Origin of the sequence: Buttiauxella sp. BIGb0552 (assembly GCF_004366275.1) — a bacterium.
Taxonomy (GTDB): domain Bacteria; phylum Pseudomonadota; class Gammaproteobacteria; order Enterobacterales; family Enterobacteriaceae; genus Buttiauxella; species Buttiauxella gaviniae.
The window spans coordinates 694,452-712,693 of sequence record NZ_SODY01000002.1 but is presented as its reverse complement, the minus strand read 5'-3'; the positions used below and the strand labels follow the sequence as shown (position 1 = coordinate 712,693).

10 protein-coding genes are annotated in these 18,242 nt (G+C 52.5%); 4 read left to right on the top strand and 6 right to left on the bottom strand.

The features are described 5' to 3' along the window. The first annotated feature begins 28 nt into the window (after positions 1–28). Together EDF88_RS08045 and cueR are read left to right on the top strand one after the other, a co-directional pair. On the top strand, positions 29–9,514 hold the full coding sequence (locus tag EDF88_RS08045) for an autotransporter-associated beta strand repeat-containing protein (RefSeq protein WP_134183964.1): 9,486 nt from the start codon (positions 29–31) through the stop codon (positions 9,512–9,514). A gap of 90 nt (positions 9,515–9,604) precedes the next feature. Then, positions 9,605–10,006, top strand: a complete 402-nt coding sequence (cueR, locus tag EDF88_RS08040; RefSeq protein WP_064516773.1) for a Cu(I)-responsive transcriptional regulator — start codon at positions 9,605–9,607, stop codon at positions 10,004–10,006. A 60-nt stretch (positions 10,007–10,066) separates the two neighbouring features. Here cueR and EDF88_RS08035 read toward each other — a convergent pair whose 3' ends face one another. The 5 genes from EDF88_RS08035 to tesA form a co-directional block, all read right to left on the bottom strand. After that, positions 10,067–10,519, bottom strand: a complete 453-nt coding sequence (locus tag EDF88_RS08035) for an NfeD family protein (RefSeq protein ID WP_064516775.1) — start codon at positions 10,517–10,519, stop codon at positions 10,067–10,069. Then, positions 10,516–11,430, bottom strand: a complete 915-nt coding sequence (locus EDF88_RS08030) for an SPFH domain-containing protein (protein ID WP_064516777.1) — start codon at positions 11,428–11,430, stop codon at positions 10,516–10,518. Before EDF88_RS08030 ends, EDF88_RS08035 begins: the two co-directional genes overlap by 4 nt. A 152-nt stretch (positions 11,431–11,582) precedes the next feature. Continuing rightward, entirely contained in the window at positions 11,583–12,437 is an 855-nt protein-coding gene (locus tag EDF88_RS08025; protein ID WP_064516780.1) for a co-chaperone YbbN, read from the bottom strand. A gap of 59 nt (positions 12,438–12,496) precedes the next feature. Then, complete coding sequence (locus EDF88_RS08020; RefSeq protein WP_134183962.1) at positions 12,497–13,306, bottom strand: SDR family oxidoreductase; 810 nt, start codon at positions 13,304–13,306, stop codon at positions 12,497–12,499. After that, on the bottom strand, positions 13,296–13,925 hold the full coding sequence (tesA, locus tag EDF88_RS08015) for a multifunctional acyl-CoA thioesterase I/protease I/lysophospholipase L1 (RefSeq protein ID WP_064517643.1): 630 nt from the start codon (positions 13,923–13,925) through the stop codon (positions 13,296–13,298). The genes EDF88_RS08020 and tesA overlap by 11 nt, the downstream gene beginning before the upstream one ends. Here tesA and ybbA point away from each other — a divergent pair. Both ybbA and ybbP read left to right on the top strand, forming a co-directional pair. Then, positions 13,893–14,579 (top strand): putative ABC transporter ATP-binding protein YbbA, encoded by a 687-nt coding sequence (gene ybbA / locus EDF88_RS08010; protein ID WP_134183960.1) that lies wholly within the window; start codon positions 13,893–13,895, stop codon positions 14,577–14,579. The two genes, tesA and ybbA, sit on opposite strands and share 33 nt — an antisense overlap. Continuing rightward, complete coding sequence (gene ybbP / locus EDF88_RS08005; protein WP_134183958.1) at positions 14,576–16,990, top strand: putative ABC transporter permease subunit YbbP; 2,415 nt, start codon at positions 14,576–14,578, stop codon at positions 16,988–16,990. The genes ybbA and ybbP overlap by 4 nt, the downstream gene beginning before the upstream one ends. A 56-nt stretch (positions 16,991–17,046) precedes the next feature. Here ybbP and mnmH read toward each other — a convergent pair whose 3' ends face one another. Then, positions 17,047–18,147 (bottom strand): tRNA 2-selenouridine(34) synthase MnmH, encoded by a 1,101-nt coding sequence (gene mnmH / locus EDF88_RS08000; protein WP_134183956.1) that lies wholly within the window; start codon positions 18,145–18,147, stop codon positions 17,047–17,049. Between the last annotated feature and the right edge of the window lie 95 nt (positions 18,148–18,242).

The following is an 18,242-nucleotide window of genomic DNA, read 5'->3' as shown; positions in this document are numbered from 1 at the left end:
ACTTATTTTGGCTATGCAGAGACTGCTTATGAATAATATATATCGCTTAGTGTGGAGCCATGTTGCAAATAGTTTTATTGCTGTGGCAGAAATTTCTCGGGCAGGGAAAAAAGGTAGCAGGACTGGGCGAGGTAGCAGAAAGCTATTAACGACAGCAGCATTGATGCTTGCCGGGAGTTATTCAGGTGCTGCCAGTGCAGTTGATGTTATCTGGAATGCTGCATACCCAAACTATGCATTACTGCCTCCCTATGATGCCGTGAAAAATACCGGTTATGCGTTTTCCATTGATGGCCAGCCATTGGCGAATCATTATGCTGCGGGCACAACGCTTAATGTTATCGGTGCAATACCTAATATCGCCACCGGTACCAACGGTAACAGCACGGGCGTTACGGTGCTAAATGGTCTGCCGGGTTCCACCGGGACCGACCCGAATCGCATTATTACTATTGTTGCAACTGATTCGAATAATAATCCCACACCAATTACCGCGGCTAACATTGGGCAATATACCTATTCACCTTCTCCTGCTGTGCCACAAGAAAGTCAGGAGCTCAATGTTACTGTTCCAGGTCTTGACGGTAGCTATCAGGTCATCAGTGTTTATGATTCATCGAGCTTTATCTCAGCGGGTGACACACCGGTAAGTAATATGGTGTTACCGGTTTACGATCATAACTCCATTCGGATATTTAATAATTTTGGTATTGCGTATGTGGCTCCGACCGGCGGGCAGGCAAATATTAATGTCGGTTCAAGCGATCCCAATACTGCCATTGCTGCACCAGAAAATACCATCGATCTGCTGACCAAAAATTCCGTATTGGCAAAAGCTGACGGTAGTGCAGGCGTTGCCAGTGGCACCCAATGGCTTTCCGATAACTACATCCATTTTCGCCCGGCAATTGTCCTTTCAACCGATACGCAAAGCCTTGAGGCTCAAAGCGCAAAATACGACTTCTCAATTACATTGCCCAACTATGAACAGGTCGGGAATCGGGTACTTAAGCTTGGCAATAAAACCTTTGTTATCAACTCATCAAATGATATTGCCGAAGTTAATGACTTCCTGATAGGGGCGGGTGCATATAGCGGTAAACCGCAAATTCAGTACTGGCTCACAGCGGGTGCTGAGGTGAACGGTGAAGTTATCGACTCCACGGTTGAAGCACAAAACACCTACGACGCCATTATTACCGGCATGCTGGGTAAAGAAGAAAACACCAGTATCAATCTCACCTACCACGTCTGGGATGACAAAGGCGTACACAACAATAACGCCACACAACCCACCGGTGATTTAAACGTTATTTATGCCACTGGAGCACAAGCGACGGGGCTGGTAACTGCTGACGGGAGTCTGGCTGTTGATGGCGCATCTGCGGTAATGCGTGCTGATAATGGCGGCGTTATCACGAACGACGGTGCAATCAATGCGTGGCGCAGCAGCGGCAGCAGCCCAACTTCCGTCGGTATGATGGCAACTAACGCTACTGCGACTAACAATGGCACCTTAAATGCCGGATTGTTTATTGAAAAAAATGGCAGCAATCAGAATGTCTCTAACGCGGGTAGCGTGGGGATGGAAGGGGCTGGTAGCAGTACGCTGGTTAACAATGGCCATATTAATACCGCGATTACCGACACCACCACCAACAATGCGATTGGTATGCGTGCAACAGGTACGACAAATGCCACCAACGCCGCAACGGGTACTATCGCGGTGGTGGGTAATAGCAATAATGTGAATGGCAAAGCCGGTGGTTATGGGGTTTGGCTCGACCAAAATGCCACGTTTAGTAATGCCGGCAATATTTACCTCGGCTTCAATCCCGTTCTTAATTCAGCCACGCCAACTCCGGTGCCAATGACCGGTGGTGACCTTTCAGCTGGGATTCGTACGCAAAGCACGGCCGCCGTGAATAACAGCGGTACGATAACTATTGGTGAAATGACGCGTAATGCTGCCGGGATTTCAGTGGAAGGCGCAACGGGTGCGGTTACCAACTCCGGCACGATTAATGTATTAGGCAAACTCACTAACGGATCTGCTGCGGCAAACTATGGTCTGAACGTTGTCGATAATATTGGTACCGTGACCCACAGCGGCACCATTAACGTTGATGGCGACAACAATATCGCCATTAATGTGCTGGCGCAGAAAGCAGGTGCTGCGGTGACAACTACCGGAGGAAGTGCCATTACCGTGGGCAAGGCGGGTGACACCGGCGGTAGCGATGGCCAGCCTTATACTTACCGAAACTACGCGGTTTATGCCGAAGGGTTAAATACCCAACATGCGCAGGTAGACCTGAATTCCACGATAAGATTGCTATCAGCGGGGGCGATTGGTGTTCATGCGCGTGGTGATGCGCAAATTGATATTAACCCTGCTTCAACGCTCTCTTTCGAAAACGTTAAACAAATGGGTTATTACGCATGGGGTAATAAGGCGAAGATTAATGTTGGCAATGCGAATATCAATGATAACGGCCAGGCTGACTCTATTTTATTTGCCGTTGACCACGGCGCGGTATTTGCTGGCGGCACAGGGGCTGCGGCGAGTTATCAGTTAACAATGTCTGGTGATAACGCCACCGGGATTATTGCCAACGGCGTGGATGAAACTACCGGAACCAAGACTTCACTCACCACTGGGACCGCCAAAATATTTGTGAATGGTGAAAATGCGGTCGGGGTGAAAGTCACCGGAGGCGCGGTCGGTAATATTAGCGATGGCGGCATTGTGTTGCAGCATAACAATACAACCGCTGTGTTGATTGATGGGCGTAATTACAATATCGACGGCTCGATTGATACTGACGAATTGCAAACGCTGGTGACATCGAACGCTTCCGTCACAAGCAGCGCTGGGCAAAGCGGGATTGTTGGCTATAACGTTTCCCATGCGGGTGAGCTGAATCTCAGTGGTAGCGGTATTTCGTTAAATGGCACCAACAGTACCGGAATCGTTTTGCATGACAACGGCAAGGCGACGGTAGCTGCACCGGTGACTGTCTCAGGCACCAACAATATTGGCGTCGATATTCAAAACAATAGCGCACTGACTAACAACAATCTGATTAGTGTCAGCGGTGCGGTGGGCAGCGGGAATGTCGGTGTGCGCGTCGGCGGGACGAACGCGGTGGTGAACACCCTGGGCAACGTCAATGCCTCTGGCGGACTTGCCGCCGTTCAGCTGATTGGTGCTGGTGCTAACTTGACGGTTAACGGGACGGGTAACCACATTACGGCATCAGGTGGGGCTGATGGTGTACGGATGGATGCCGGAGCTGCATCATTTACCGCAAGTAATACCGTTATCGACATTTCTGGCAGTGGCGCAGGGATTAATAACAATGCTGACACCTCGAATATCAATCTTAATGGCGTGACCATTAATGCCTCAAATGGCCCGGCGATTCGCACGGCTGTAACGTTTAACGCCGCAGGCACTAACAACACGCTAAATATCTCCGGTAACGGCCAGGGCTTCGCCTTTATGGATGCAAATGGGGCTCCCACAACCGGGAATCTCACCATTGATAATGGTTACACCATCAATGGTACGGGGGCTGGCAGTGTCGGTATTCTGGCAAGAACCGCCGGTAATGTGAGTTCCGGCGCCACTATCAATATGGCGGCGGGGGCGGGGTCTGCGATAGTTGCAACGGATGGTTCTGTGGGCAGCAACCGGACAATCACCAACACCGGAACAATAACAAGTCTGGGCGCGGGTGCTCCAGTAATTAACGCTTCCAGTGCGAGCAATACGACCGTCAATAACAGCGGTACGTTGCTTGCGGCGAATGCCACGGCGCAGGCCATTCTCACCGGGACCGGCAATGATGTAGTGGCATTAAGCGGTTCGGGGGCGAATACACGCGGCGAAATCAACCTTGGAAGCGGTAATGATAATTTCAGTTGGACGGCGGGTGCTTTCACCGGCGGCGTCACGTTTACGGGGGCAGATGGCAACGATAGTGCAACTCTTGGTGATGTTTCGCTTGCCAGCGTTACGCATATTTTAAGTGAAGGTGGCACCAATAATGCCTTAACGCTTAACGGCACTCATCAGGGGGCAGCTCCGGCTTTAATCGGCACCTTTAACGCTGATGACCTCACGAAGGGCACCAATATTGGCACCGGCTGGAGTTCGTTAACCTTAAATGGTGATGCCACAGATGCACGTATTGTTGACGACCTGGTGCTTTCCGGTACGCAGGCCATAAACATTAACAACGGTGCGACGCTGCGCAGTGGCACAAGCGCTGCCACCACTGCTGACTCATCGATTCATAATTACAACGTCACCACTTCGGGAGCGACAAGCCTGCTGTCATTTGATGGTGCAAGCGATCAGATTTATACCGGGATTATCAGTGGCAGCGGCGGCATGGAACGTATCAACGCGGGCAAAACAACATTGCTTGGCAACAGTACTTACACCGGAAACACTTATATTGGCTCGGGGGCGGAACTGGCATTGGGTGATGGTGGCACTGTCGGTAGTGTGTCTGAAACCACCAATATCACCGATGATGGCATTTTGACGATTGACCGTTCTGACAACATTGCCCTAAACGGCGTGATTTCGGGGAGTGGGGCGTTCCATCAAGATGGCCTCGGGATTACGCGCCTGGGTGGTGCCAACGCCTGGAAAGGGGCGACAGAAGTTAATCAAGGTACATTGCTGGTCAATGGTAATCAAAGCCAGGCAACTGGGCTTACCACCGTCCATTCGAACACCACATTAGGCGGCAATGGCACCATTGGTGGGGATGTCGCATTTGAAGGCAACACCACTCTGACGCCGGGAGATGGCGGGGTCGGCAAACTGACGATCAATGGTGATTTGACGTTGGCGAGCACCACCAACAGCAAGTTTGAACTGGGCGAACCCTATGTGTCTGGTGGGGCACTTAACGATGTCGTGAATGTGGGGGGGGATCTGGTTCTTGATGGTGATCTTAATGTCACGCTGTCAAGTGGGGGCTATTTCATTCCGGGCGTCTATCGCCTGTTTAACTACGTAGGAGAATTAACCAATCACATCATGAATATTGCTTCACTTCCGGCGAATAGTGGTGGTGATTACTATATTCAGACTGCTCTTCCTAATGAAGTTAACCTTATTCTGAATTACTTGAATCCTGCTTCAGAACTGCAGTTCTGGGATGGTGGTAGCGCAGCGGGCCATGGGACAGGCGGTGTTGGTGGCGATAATAATGTCAACGGTGGGGATGGAGTCTGGCGTGCTAATCGATTCGGCCAGACGAATAACTGGACTCAGGGAAATGGCGTCGGTAATGAGCCATGGGCAGCAACTGCCTTTGCTGTATTTGAAGGACAAAAAGGCACTGTCACTATAAGTAATGACAATGGACGAGTCATCACCTCTGGTATGCAATTCCTGACAGATGGTTATGTACTGCAACAACTTAATGCCATCTCTCAATTGCATTACATCAGCACCGTAACGGATGCTTTCAATACTACGGCACCAAAACCAGCCAACCGTTTCCAGTCGGATGGGGAAACCGAGGCGGATAGTTTCTTTGTTATCCGGGTCGGGGCTGCGGGCAGTAATAATGTGACGACGACAATCAATGCGAATTTGGTTCAGGACGAGTTAGACAGCGGTGTAGTGCGATTGCTGAAAACCGATCCGGGCCGTTTGATCCTCAATGGCATCAATGATTTCAGCGGTGGGGTAGAGATCTGGGGCGGCACTTTGCAGGTCTCTAAAGACGAAAGCCTGGGCGATTCAGGGACATCCATAACGATCAGAAATGCTTCGGCTTTGCAGGCGGGGGCTGATTTCACTACTAATCGTAATATTTATCTTGATGGCGCCACCGGCGGTTCGTTTGATTTATACGGTAACACCTTCACACCGGCGGGTCTGATTGCCGGCGATGGGCCGCTCAACGTCTATGATACCTCGGGCGGCAGCGACAGCAGTTTCCTCGAAATGAACCGGAAAAATATTTATCAGGGCGATACCAATATTGTCGGCAACGACAATAACGGGCAACTGACCGTCAATGCTAATGCCACTGGTGTGTTTGGCAAGGTGAACAGCCAGGTTTCTGTTTCCAATAATGCATTGCTAAATCTCAATAATTCAGCCTCTGGTGAGGCCCATACCTTTGAAGTCAATGATGCGAGTCTGGCATTCCACGACACCGCAGGGGCCGGGCAGAGCACCATCAATCTGACACAAGGTGCTAATGCGACATTCACTGATGAAAGCCACGGTGATAACGCTAATGTAACTGTTGACGCCAGTTCGATGCTTGCGCTCGGAGGCAGCGCGGATGCCGGTTCGGCGACGGTTGCTAACAGCGGTACGGTTAAGTTTGCCGACAATGCGCAGGGCGCAGGGGCGGTGATTTCAAACCTTGCGGGTGGTTTAGTTGATATCAGCGCGGCACTGGCCAGTGCGTCAGTCGGTTCGTTATCGGGCGCGGGTAACATTGCACTGGGAGCCGCAACGTTGGTTGAAGGGGCATTAGGGCGCAATGACACCATCAGCGGAATTATTGACGGCAGCGGAAACCTGGTGAAGACCGGTACCGGGACCTTAAACCTGACCGCAGCTAACACCTGGACCGGGGCGACAACCGCACAGCAAGGCGTGTTGTTGATCAACGGTAATCAAGTGGCTGCGACGGGTAAAACCACCGTCAATAACGGCGCAACACTCGGTGGTGCTGGCGTGTTGGGTGGCAGCGTTGTTGTTGATGACGGTGGGCACCTGGCCGCAGGGCAGGACCTGGCAAGCGTTGGTGTGCTGACAATGGGCGCATTAACACTCAACCAAAACTCACAAGTCGACTTCCAGTTTGGACAGCCTTACACCGTTGGCGGTGCGCTTAACGACCTGATCAACATCAATGGCGATCTCAACCTTAACGGCCAACTGAATATCACACAGACTCCGGGCGGCAGCTTTGATGTCGGGGTTTATCGCGTCTTCAATTATACCGGTGCGTTGACCGACAATATTCTGGAGATAGGTTCGGCGCCTCCGGCAGCAGACGATCTCTATGTTCAAACCTCAATTGCAGGCCAGGTCAATCTGGTGAATCGCACCGGCTATGTCATGCGCTTCTGGGATGGATTTGGCGGCGCGGGTGGGGCGCTGAAAAACAACGGCGTGATCGACGGCGGCAACGGTATCTGGCAAAGCGGCAGCGGTAATGATAACTGGACGACGGACGTCACTACCCCGGACGGACGTTTTAATACACCGTTTAGCGATGGTTCGTTCGCGGTATTTGGCGGCACTGCGGGCAATGTCACGATAGATACAAGCCTGGGCGAAGTCGCGATTAGCGGCGCGCAATTTGCCACCGACGGTTACGTAGTTGGCGGTGATAACCTCACCACGCATACCGCCAATACCGTGATTCGCGTAGGCGATGGTACGGCGCCGAGCGCGGGCTACACCGCGACTATCAACTCGGTTATCGACGGCGAAGGGGGCATCAACAAGGCCGACCTCGGCACATTGATTCTTAACGGTAACAACCAATACCAGGGAGGAACGCAGGTGAGCGGCGGCGTATTGCAGGTTTCTTCTGACGGCAATCTCGGCGCTGCGGGAACCGGAATTGGCCTGAGTGGCGGCACATTGCGCTACGGTGGCGCTTTTGACACGGCACGCCAGGTAACGCTTTCTGGCGTCGGTGGGGCTATCGATACCAACGGCAACTCGGTTTCGCTGTTAAGTGCAGTAACCGGCAATGGCAACTTCACCAAGCTGGGTAAAGGCACTTTGACGCTCACCCAGGACAGCAGTTTTGCAGGACTTACCATCGTCAGTGATGGTGTGCTGCAATTGGGCAACGGTGGAACGGCAGGTAATGTGGGCGGCAATATTGTCGACAACGCGACTCTTGCGATTAACCGCAGCGACACCTTTACCCTAAACGGCGATATATCGGGCAGCGGGCGAGTCTGGCAGCAAGGTAGTGGCACCACTATTCTCAACGGTAGTAATACCTGGAGTGGGATTACTCTTGTCGAGAAAGGGACTTTGCTTGCGTCGGGCGAGGACCGCTTTAGCCAGAAATCGAGCCATATTGTTAGCAGTGGTGCCACTCTGGATACTGGCGGCTACAGCCAGTCGGTCGCCAATCTGGTTAACCAGGGAACCATCAATCTGCGTGGCGGTGATGTGGGCTCAACACTCACGGTGAATGGTAGCTATGTGGGTGTCGATGGCACGTTGAAAATTGCTGCGCAACAGCACAGCCCTGGTGTTGCTGACCGTCTGGTTATCAATGGCGGCACTGCTTCTGGCAGCACGCTTTTGGATATCGATGTTAGCCAGTTGGGCGAGCCTACTACGGGTGATGGTATTTTGGTTGTTGACGCCGTTAATGGCGCAACTACCACCGCACAGACCACTAAAGATGCCTTTAACATCGGCGGCGATATTCTGACTGCCGGAGCCTGGGAATACCAATTGTTTGCCGGAAATGCTCAGGGCGCGGGCGAGGATTGGTTCTTGCGCGCGGGCTATCGACCGGATGTTCCAGGGTTTGATACGCTGGCCGCGATCATCCGCCAGGCTGATCTTACTGTGCTCGGCACACTTCACCAGCGTGTGGGTGATGAGCAACCGTACAAGGCCGAGGTGCCTGAAGATCAGGAAGGGCGTTTCTGGGCGCGTTACATCGTGAAGTCGGTCGATCAGAAACATGATGACCCAACCCAATCGCAAAGCAGCACCAACTACAATGGCATGCAGATGGGGCTTGATCTCTGGCAGAACGATAAATGGCGTGCGGGTTTGTACACCACCTTTATGGATACCGACAGCTCAATCAGTGGCATAACCGGGATGAGTGGCGGCGACGCTTATAACTCTACATTCTCGTCTTACCTTGGCGGCTACGGAACCTGGACTGATACCAACGGCTTGTATGTCGATAATGTTTTGCAGTACGGATACCACTCGGTTGATTTGAAGAATATGTATGATCGCGAGACTTACAATCCTGATGGCAACTCGTTTACGGCATCTGTCGAAGTGGGTAAACCGTGGCAACTGGGTGACAGTAACTGGCTGATTGAACCGCAGGCGCAATTAATCTACCAATACAGTGATTTTGATGACGTAACACTCAAGGATCGTGGCAAAACCAAAGTCTCGGTTAATGCTGACGGTTCTGTTATTGGTCGCCTCGGGGTTCGACTGGCGGCGGATTACGATACTAACTACGGCAAAGTGAAACCGTATGTGCGCGTCAACTACTGGCAGGAGCTCTCTGATGGGCAGGACACCGTGACCTGGAAGAACACGGCGAATAACGCCGCAGCAACGGATATCAATGCCAACCAGCGCTTCCAGACTACCGAAGTTGCCGTCGGCACCACATGGGCAGTGACTGCGGATGTACAGGGCTATACTGAAATCGGGAAAACATGGGATGGCGGAGGTGATACTTCCGTGTCATCAGATGTTTCGGCGTCGGTGGGTATGAAGATCCGCTTCTAATATGATTTTGGGGTCAGGATCATTAGTATGAATGACCCGCTTTCGCAGGTCGGATTAGCGAAGCGACATCCGACAAAATCAGGAGGAAACATGAACATCAGCGATGTAGCGAAAAGGACCGGTTTAACCAGCAAAGCGATTCGTTTTTATGAAGAAAAGGGGCTCGTGACAGCACCGCTTCGTTCTGAAAACGGCTACCGTAGCTATTCGCAAAAACATCTTGATGAGCTGACCTTGCTGCGCCAGGCACGGCAGGTGGGGTTTAATCTTGAAGAGTGTCGCGAGCTGGTCAATTTGTTCAACGACCCGGCGCGACACAGTGCGGATGTGAAAACACGCACGCTACAAAAAGTGGCGGATATTGAAAAACATATCAGTGAGCTTCAGGCGATGCGCCAACAATTGCTGGCGCTTGCCGAATCCTGCCCAGGGGACGACAGCGCAGATTGCCCGATCATCGATAACCTTTCGGGCTGTTGCCATCGCCAGTAATCAGTCGCTACGCAATCTTCGTTTTCCGTAGGTAGGATTAGCGTAGCGCCATCTGATAACTCACGCTTGAATGGCTTTTACCTTCAACGTAATCCCTTCAACAGCTACCACCACAATATCGGTGCCTGCTGCTAAATCGCTATCTGCCATCACCGGCCATGAGCTATCGGCTACACGCACATGGCCGCGGCCATTAACTAACGCGGTTTCCAAACGCAAACGCCTGCCAATAAGCTGGTGGCCGCGCTGATTGAGCACTTCGCCTGGCTCTTGCTGTTTACGTGTCGACAGCCAGCGCCACCACAGAAAAGCGGCAACCAGTGTGAGCACGGCAAAGCAAACGCCTTGCCATTCCCAACCCAGTGGCAACACCCACACCAGCAAACCGGTGAGCACTGCCGCAACACCACTCCACAGCAGATAACCACTGGCACCGAGCATTTCAGCCGCCAGCAGCAGACCTCCCAACGTTAGCCAGAAGATATGCGCGTGGGTAAATATCACGGCAATCATCTTTTACGCTCGTTACCGCTTTGCGCGATAAGTTCGCTAATCCCGGCAATCGAGCCCATCAGGCTTGTGGCATCAAGCGGCATCAGCACCACTTTGCTGTTATTGGCAGAGCCTATCTGTTGCAGTGCGTCAGTGTATTTCTGGGCAACAAAGTAGTTAATCGCCTGAATATCACCAGCAGCGATAGCTTCAGAAACCATTTTTGTCGCCGCTGCTTCCGCTTCCGCACTACGTTCACGGGCTTCTGCCTGTAAGAACGCTGACTGGCGCTCACCTTCCGCTTTCAGGATTTTTGACTGCTTATCCCCTTCGGCTTTGACAATTTCCGCCTGACGAATACCTTCAGCTTCGAGAATGTACGCACGCTTGGTACGTTCAGCTTTCATCTGCGCATTCATTGCGTCAATCAGCTCCGCCGGTGGGCGCACATCACGGATCTCAATACGGGTGATTTTTATCCCCCACGGATTGGTGGCTTCATCAACGATATGCAGCAGGCGTGTGTTGATGTTGTCACGCTGCGAGAGCATTTCGTCGAGCTCCATTGAACCGAGCACGGTACGGATGTTGGTCATGGTGAGGTTCATGATAGCCAGCTCAAGATTGCTGACTTCATACGCCGCGCGCGGGGCGTCAACGACCTGAATAAAGCACACCGCGTCGATGGCGACGTTGGCGTTATCTTTAGAGATGATTTCCTGAGAAGGGATGTCGAGCACTTGCTCCATCATATTGATTTTGCGGCCAATGCGGTCCATAAACGGCACCACAAGGCTTAAGCCCGGCATCAGAGTTTTGGTGTAACGGCCGAAGCGCTCCACGGTCCATTGGTAGCCCTGCGGCACGATTTTTACCCCGGCGCCGACGATAATCAGCGCGACGAGGATCAGTACGGGAATGACGATTAGCATCAAAAAAACCTCCATTGTTTATTTGATGTAAGTCTAACCCTTTACGTGGAAAGATTCAGCGACTTCCGATACCCGTCATCCTTCAAGCTGCAGAGGTGTTGGCTGCAACTCGAATGCTAACGGGTATAACAAAGAGGCCATTTGATAAATACTTAATAAAGCAGCGAATACATCTGGCGGCGATACTTAGAGGCCAGCGCATCACCGGTGCCCAAGGCTGCGAGAATTTCCATTAGCATTTTGCGCACTTGCCCATCAGCGGCAGCCAGGTCTTTTTTCAGATGGCTAAACAGTAGCTCCAGCGCTTCTTCGTTACGCCCGACCTGATGCAGTTGCAGCGCCAGTTGGCTGGCTAACAGCGCGTTTTCAGGATCTTGCTCAACTTGTTGTTGCAGTTGCTGAATTTCTGGTGTGTCGGCGGCTTGTTTCAGTAAATCAATTTGAGCCACCAGACCCTGGTAACGTGTATCTTGATCCTGCAATGGAATGGTTTTCAGCACTGCCTCTGCATCTTCGCTACGGTTCAGCGCAATTTGTACTTCCGCCAGCATTAGGCCAATTTCACTGTTCTGGTTGGAAATCTGCCAGGCGTCTTTAAGCAACGGCAGCGCTTCAGCGTGCTTGCCTTCCTGCATCAGTAGCATCGCTTCTTGCGCTTTCAGCTCTTCTTCACGCGGCAGAACTTTTTCCAGCAGCGCGCGAATCGCTTCTTCAGGCTGTGGTCCCTGGAAGCCATCAACAGGCTGACCATTCTGGAACAAATAAACCGTTGGGATGCTGCGCAAACCAAACTGAGACGCGACCATTTGCTCGGCATCGCAGTCTACTTTGGCAAGGATAAACTGCCCTTGATACTGCGCTGCAAGCTTATCCAGAACCGGTGTTAACTGTTCGCAGTGTTGGCTGCGTGCCGACCAGAAATAGAACAGAATCGGTGTAGTAACGGATTGTTCCAGCACCTGGTGCATGTTCGCTTCGGTGATATCAATATTGTACGGTGCAGACATGGCTTAACTCTCTTTTAAATATTTAATAATTACATGGGGGTTGGCGTCAGTTGCTTCAACTAACCACGTAAAATTTTATCCAACATACGGCCTGGTAACAGGCGGCGTAACCACGTTAAAGCATGGGCAACCAGCGTCACCGGATAACGTAATTTCGGGTTTGAGCTTTCAAAAGCATGGCGCACTTTTTCCACTACCGCTTCCGGCCCGAGCGTAAAGCGTGCAGCAATTCCTGGGTTTTCTACCGGATGGTCAGCTTGAGTCTGGTTGACGTTCTGCGTGAACTGGGTGCGAATCGGGCCGGGCTCAATCAAGCTGACTTTAATTCCACTATGATGCAGTTCCATGCGTAGTGCATCGGACCAGGCTTCCAGCGCATATTTACTGGCGGCATACGCACCACGACCTGGCGTGGAAACCAGACCCATAACCGAGCTGGTCATCACAATGCGCCCTTCACGGTGCGGCAGCATGGCCGGCAGTAACAGCATGGTCAGCTGGTGGGTGCCAAACAAATTGGTTGAAAACTGTTGCTCAAGCTGGTCGCGTGAAAGGGTTTGCAACGGCCCATAAACGCCAAAACCACCGTTGTTAAACAGCCCATACAGGCGGTTTTCGGTCAGTTCAATGACTTGTTCCGCCGCTGCTTTCACACTCTCGGGCGAGTCGAGATCGAGCAATACGCCGGTAAATCCGGCCTGGTTCATGCGCTCAACATCTGCAGGTTTACGGCAGGCAGCCAGAACGTGATAACCCTTCTGCTTTAAATCTTGTGCGCAGGCAAAACCAATACCGCTGGAACAACCTGTAATTAAAACTGATTTTTGCATAACTTTACCCGAGAGGTGCCCCGATTGTTCATGAGTCATGTTTAACTAAAGGTGCCAGACGGGAAGACATCCAGTCGGCGATAAACGGTTGAGCATCACTATTCGGATGTATACCGTCATCCTGCATCCATTGCGGTTTCAAATAGACCTCCTCCATAAAAAATGGCAGAAGAGGAATAGAAAACTCTTTGGCAAGTTGCGGATAAATAGCGCTAAACGACTCATTATAACGACGACCGTAGTTTGCAGGCAGACGTATTTGCATCAGCAATGGTTGAGCGTTTGCCGCTTTCACATCGTTAATTATCTGGCGCAAACTTTTCTCGATGGCTTGTGGCTGAAAACCGCGCAGGCCATCGTTACCGCCAAGCTCAATTAATACCCAGCGAGGCTGATGCTGTTTCAGTAGCGCCGGTAACCGTGCCAGACCTTGTGGTGCGGTGTCGCCACTAATACTGGCGTTCACCACCTTAGTATTTTGCTGGTGCCACTTCGCATCCAGCAAGGCCGGCCAGGCTGCTGTTGCTGACATTCGGTAACCGGCGCTCAGGCTATCTCCCAAAATCAACAACGTGTCCGCATGCGCGGCGCGAATGGTTAAGAAAGCCAGAAACAGGAAGGGCAAATGCCAGCGGAAAACATTGTTGAAGTTCATCATCTTAGTAAGTCCGTAGGAACTGGGGAACATCAGCTCTCCATCCTTACCGGAGTTGAGCTGGTTGTCAAACAGGCGCAAACCATCGCGCTTATCGGTGAATCCGGTTCAGGGAAGTCTACACTACTGGCGATTCTGGCGGGGCTCGATGATGGCAGCGAAGGGGAGGTGCATCTGTGCGGCCAGCCGCTGCATAGTATGGATGAAGAAGCTCGAGCGGCATTGCGGGCGAAAAACGTCGGCTTTGTATTCCAGTCATTCATGTTGGTTCCCACGCTTAACGCGCTTGAGAACGTTGAACTTCCGGCGCTGCTGCGCGGGGAAAATGACTCATCCAGTCGTGCGCAGGCGAAAGCATTGCTCGAACAGCTTGGTCTGGGGAAACGTTTGGATCACCTCCCCGCGCAGCTTTCCGGTGGCGAACAGCAACGTGTGGCATTGGCTCGCGCCTTTAATGGGCGTCCTTCGGTGCTGTTTGCCGATGAGCCAACCGGTAATCTTGACCGCCACACCGGCGATCGTATTGCGGATTTACTCTTCTCCTTGAACCGGGATTTTTCCACTACGCTCATCCTCGTGACGCATGATGAACAGCTCGCCGCCCGCTGCGACCGCCGCCTGCGCTTGCGTGAAGGTCAATTGTGGGAGGAGGCATGATTGCCCGCTGGTTCTGGCGTGAATGGCGATCGCCATCGTTATTGATTGTCTGGCTGGCGTTGAGCCTGGCGGTGGCGTGTGTGCTGGCGTTGGGTAATATCAGCGACCGCATGGAACAGGGGCTAAACCAGCAAAGCCGCGACTTTATGGCGGGTGACCGTGCATTACGCAGCTCGCGAGAAGTGCCTGAGGAATGGCTGGATCAGGCGAAAAAGGACGGGCTGAAAGTCGGCAAACAACTGACCTTCGCCACCATGACATTTGCCGGAGATACGCCGCAGCTGGCATCGGTAAAAGCCGTGGATGAGGTTTACCCGATGTACGGCCAGCTCGATACCAACCCGCCAGGGCTAAAACCCGAGCCGGGAAGCGTGCTGTTGGCACCGCGTTTAATGGCGTTGCTCAATCTTAAAGTGGGGAACTCGCTGGATGTGGGCGACACCACATTACGCATTGCCGGAGAAGTGATTCAGGAGCCGGACTCGGGTTTTAATCCGTTCCAGATGGCTCCGCGCTTAATGATGAACCTGGCTGATGTGGAAAAAACCGGCGCGGTGCAGCCGGGGAGCCGTATCTCATGGCGCTACAAATTTGGCGGCACGCCGCAGCAGCTCGATAAATTTGAACAGTATGTGGTACCAAAACTCAAGCCAGAGCAGCGCTGGTACGGTATGGAACAAGATGACGGCGCTCTCGGGAAATCTCTGGAACGCTCGCAACAATTCTTACTACTCTCTGCACTGCTGACGCTATTACTGGCAGTCGCAGCCGTTGCGGTCGCGATGAATCATTACTGCCGCAGCCGTTACGATTTAGTCGCCATCTTGAAAACCCTCGGGGCAGGGCGTGCTGCGCTGCGCAAGCTGATTATCGGCCAGTGGTTGATGGTGCTGGCGCTAGCGGCAATTACCGGTGGTGCCGCAGGGCTGGTGTTTGAAGCGATGCTAATGCGCCTGCTTAAGCCTGTATTGCCTGCCGCCCTTCCTCCAGCCAGCCTCTGGCCGTGGGTGTGGGCTGTCGGTTCAATGGTGGTGATCTCCCTGCTGGTGGGTTTGCGCCCCTATCGCTTACTGCTGGCAACCCAACCGCTGCGCGTTTTACGCCGTGATGCCGTGGCAAACGTCTGGCCGCTGAAAATCTATCTGCCAGTCATCTTCATCGTTGTTGTCGCACTGCTGGCCGCATTGATGGGTGGGAGCACGCTTTTGTGGGCGGTGCTGGCAGGTACAGTTGTTCTCGCGGCTTTGTGCGGCATTGTCGGCTGGGGTGTACTGAAACTGCTGAAGAAGCTGACGCTGAAAAACCTCGCGCTGCGCCTGGCCGTAAATCGCCTTCTGCGCCAGCCATGGGCAACCTTAAGTCAGCTTGCGGCGTTTTCGCTATCGTTTATGTTACTGGCATTGTTGTTGGTACTGCGTGGCGATTTGCTTGACCGCTGGCAGCAACAGTTACCGCCGGAAAGCCCGAATTATTTCCTGCTAAACATTGCCACCGAGCAGGTTCAGCCAGTGAAAGAGTTTTTAGCTGAGCATCAGATAATCCCGGAATCGTTCTACCCGATTGTGCGTGTGCGTATGACGGCGATAAACGGCAAATCCACCGAGGGTAATCCTGATGAAGCACTTAACCGCGAACTCAATCTGACGTGGCAGAGCCAAAAGCCAACGCATAACCCAATACTTGCCGGTTCATGGCCGCCGAAAGCGGGCGAAGTGTCCATGGATGAAGGTGTTGCAAAACGGCTGAAGATTAAACTGGGAGATACCGTCACGTTTATGGGCGATACCCAGGATTTCTCGGCGAAAGTTTCAAGCCTGCGTAAAGTTGATTGGGAGAGTCTGCGACCTAATTTCTACTTTATCTTCCCCCCGGGTGCGCTAGACAACCAGCCGCAAAGCTGGCTGACGAGCTTCCATCTGGATGGGAAAAATGGCGTGTTAACGCAACTTAACCGTGAATTCCCTACCGTCAGTTTGCTGGATATCGGGGCCATTTTGCGCCAGGTAGGGCAGGTGCTAGAGCAGGTGAGCCGGGCATTGGAAGTGATGGTGGTGCTGGTGACTGCTTGCGGTGTGCTGTTACTGCTGGCCCAGGTTCAAGTAGGGATGCGCCAACGGCATCAGGAACTGGTGGTATATCGCACTTTGGGTGCAGGGAAGCGCTTGCTACGCACGACTTTATGGTGTGAATTTGCGGTTCTGGGGCTGGTTTCCGGGCTGGTGGCGGCGATTGGTGCTGAAACTGCGCTTGGTCTACTGCAAACCCGCGTGTTTGATTTCCCATGGGAACCAGACTGGCGGCTGTGGGTAATCCTGCCGTTAACCGGTGCTGTGCTGCTTTCTCTGTGTGGCGGCTGGTTGGGGATTCGTTTGCTGAAAGGTAAAGCGCTATTCCGCCAGTTTGTTGCCTGATAATCGTGAAACTTACGGGCTGGCAATCTATTTAACGCCAGCCCGTTGAAGGTAATTTACGCTGTACGTTCGCGAAGCCAGGCTTCCACCTGTTGGTAGTCGCCACGAAAGACAATATTGTGTGCTTTTTTACTTAGTTGATAACGATACATTGGGTCGTAATACTCTTCGAGCAGCGGCGAAAGCCAGGCGAGATGCCCTTCTACTGAGCCGGTTTTGCGTTGCTCAACCAATGCTTCATCCAGATATGCGCTGAACTGCGCAAAGCGTTCCATCCCCAGACGGCGGCGGATAGCGAACAGGCCATGATGCAAATACTCACCATAGTTCTGCCAGGCTGTCTCTTCGTCGTGTACTGATAAAAATGCTTCGCTCATTTGCTCAAAATATTCGAATTTCAAACGCTCCAGACGCTGCTCAAACGGGTCTTCAATCACCACAATCGGCGAGCGCAGCATCTGCTCTCTGAAGCATTCCGGAATATGACGTGAGCCAATCATCCGGCCTTCATCTTCAACAACCCAGGTTACTTGCGCTCCATCACTTTTCTTAAGCAACGTTACCGCGAGATTATTTTCAAAATTTGCCTGAGAGGGTTGCTCGACAATCGTGCGGCCAAACGACGAACCGCGATGATGCGCCAACCCCTCAAGATCGACACCCGTTGGTAACGAGCGAATAAGAATGGTTTTGCCGCCGCCAGTATTACCGCTGACGAGAAGCATCGGCCAGCGTGAACGTGACTCAATCATCTCCATCGCATAATGACGCAGTGCTTTGTAACCACCTTCAACCAATGGATAGTCAACGCCCGCTTCACGTAGCCACTGCTGCACAATGTGGGAACGCATGCCACCTCTGGCGCAACACAGGTATCCTTCTGGATTCTGGCGGCATTGCTCAAGCCACTTCTGCAAACGGGCATCACGGATTTCACCCTGGACAAGCTTATGACCTAATTCCACCGCAGCCTGCTGCCCGCGCTGTTTATAGCAAGTGCCGACTTGAGCACGCTCATCATCCGACATCAGCGGGAAATTCAGCGCGGCAGGCATCGCCCCCTGGCTGAATTCAACCGGAGCACGCACATCAATCAGCGGGATATCAGCGCGTAGAAGATGTTCATAATCTTGAGTATCGGGACGAGCGTTTTGCATAGATAAACCTTAAAGCGAGTGAGGCGGAATTGTGCGCTTTTGCATGCAAAAAAGAAAGGAAGGGGGGAGTTGGCTTGAATGATCGGGCGGGTAAG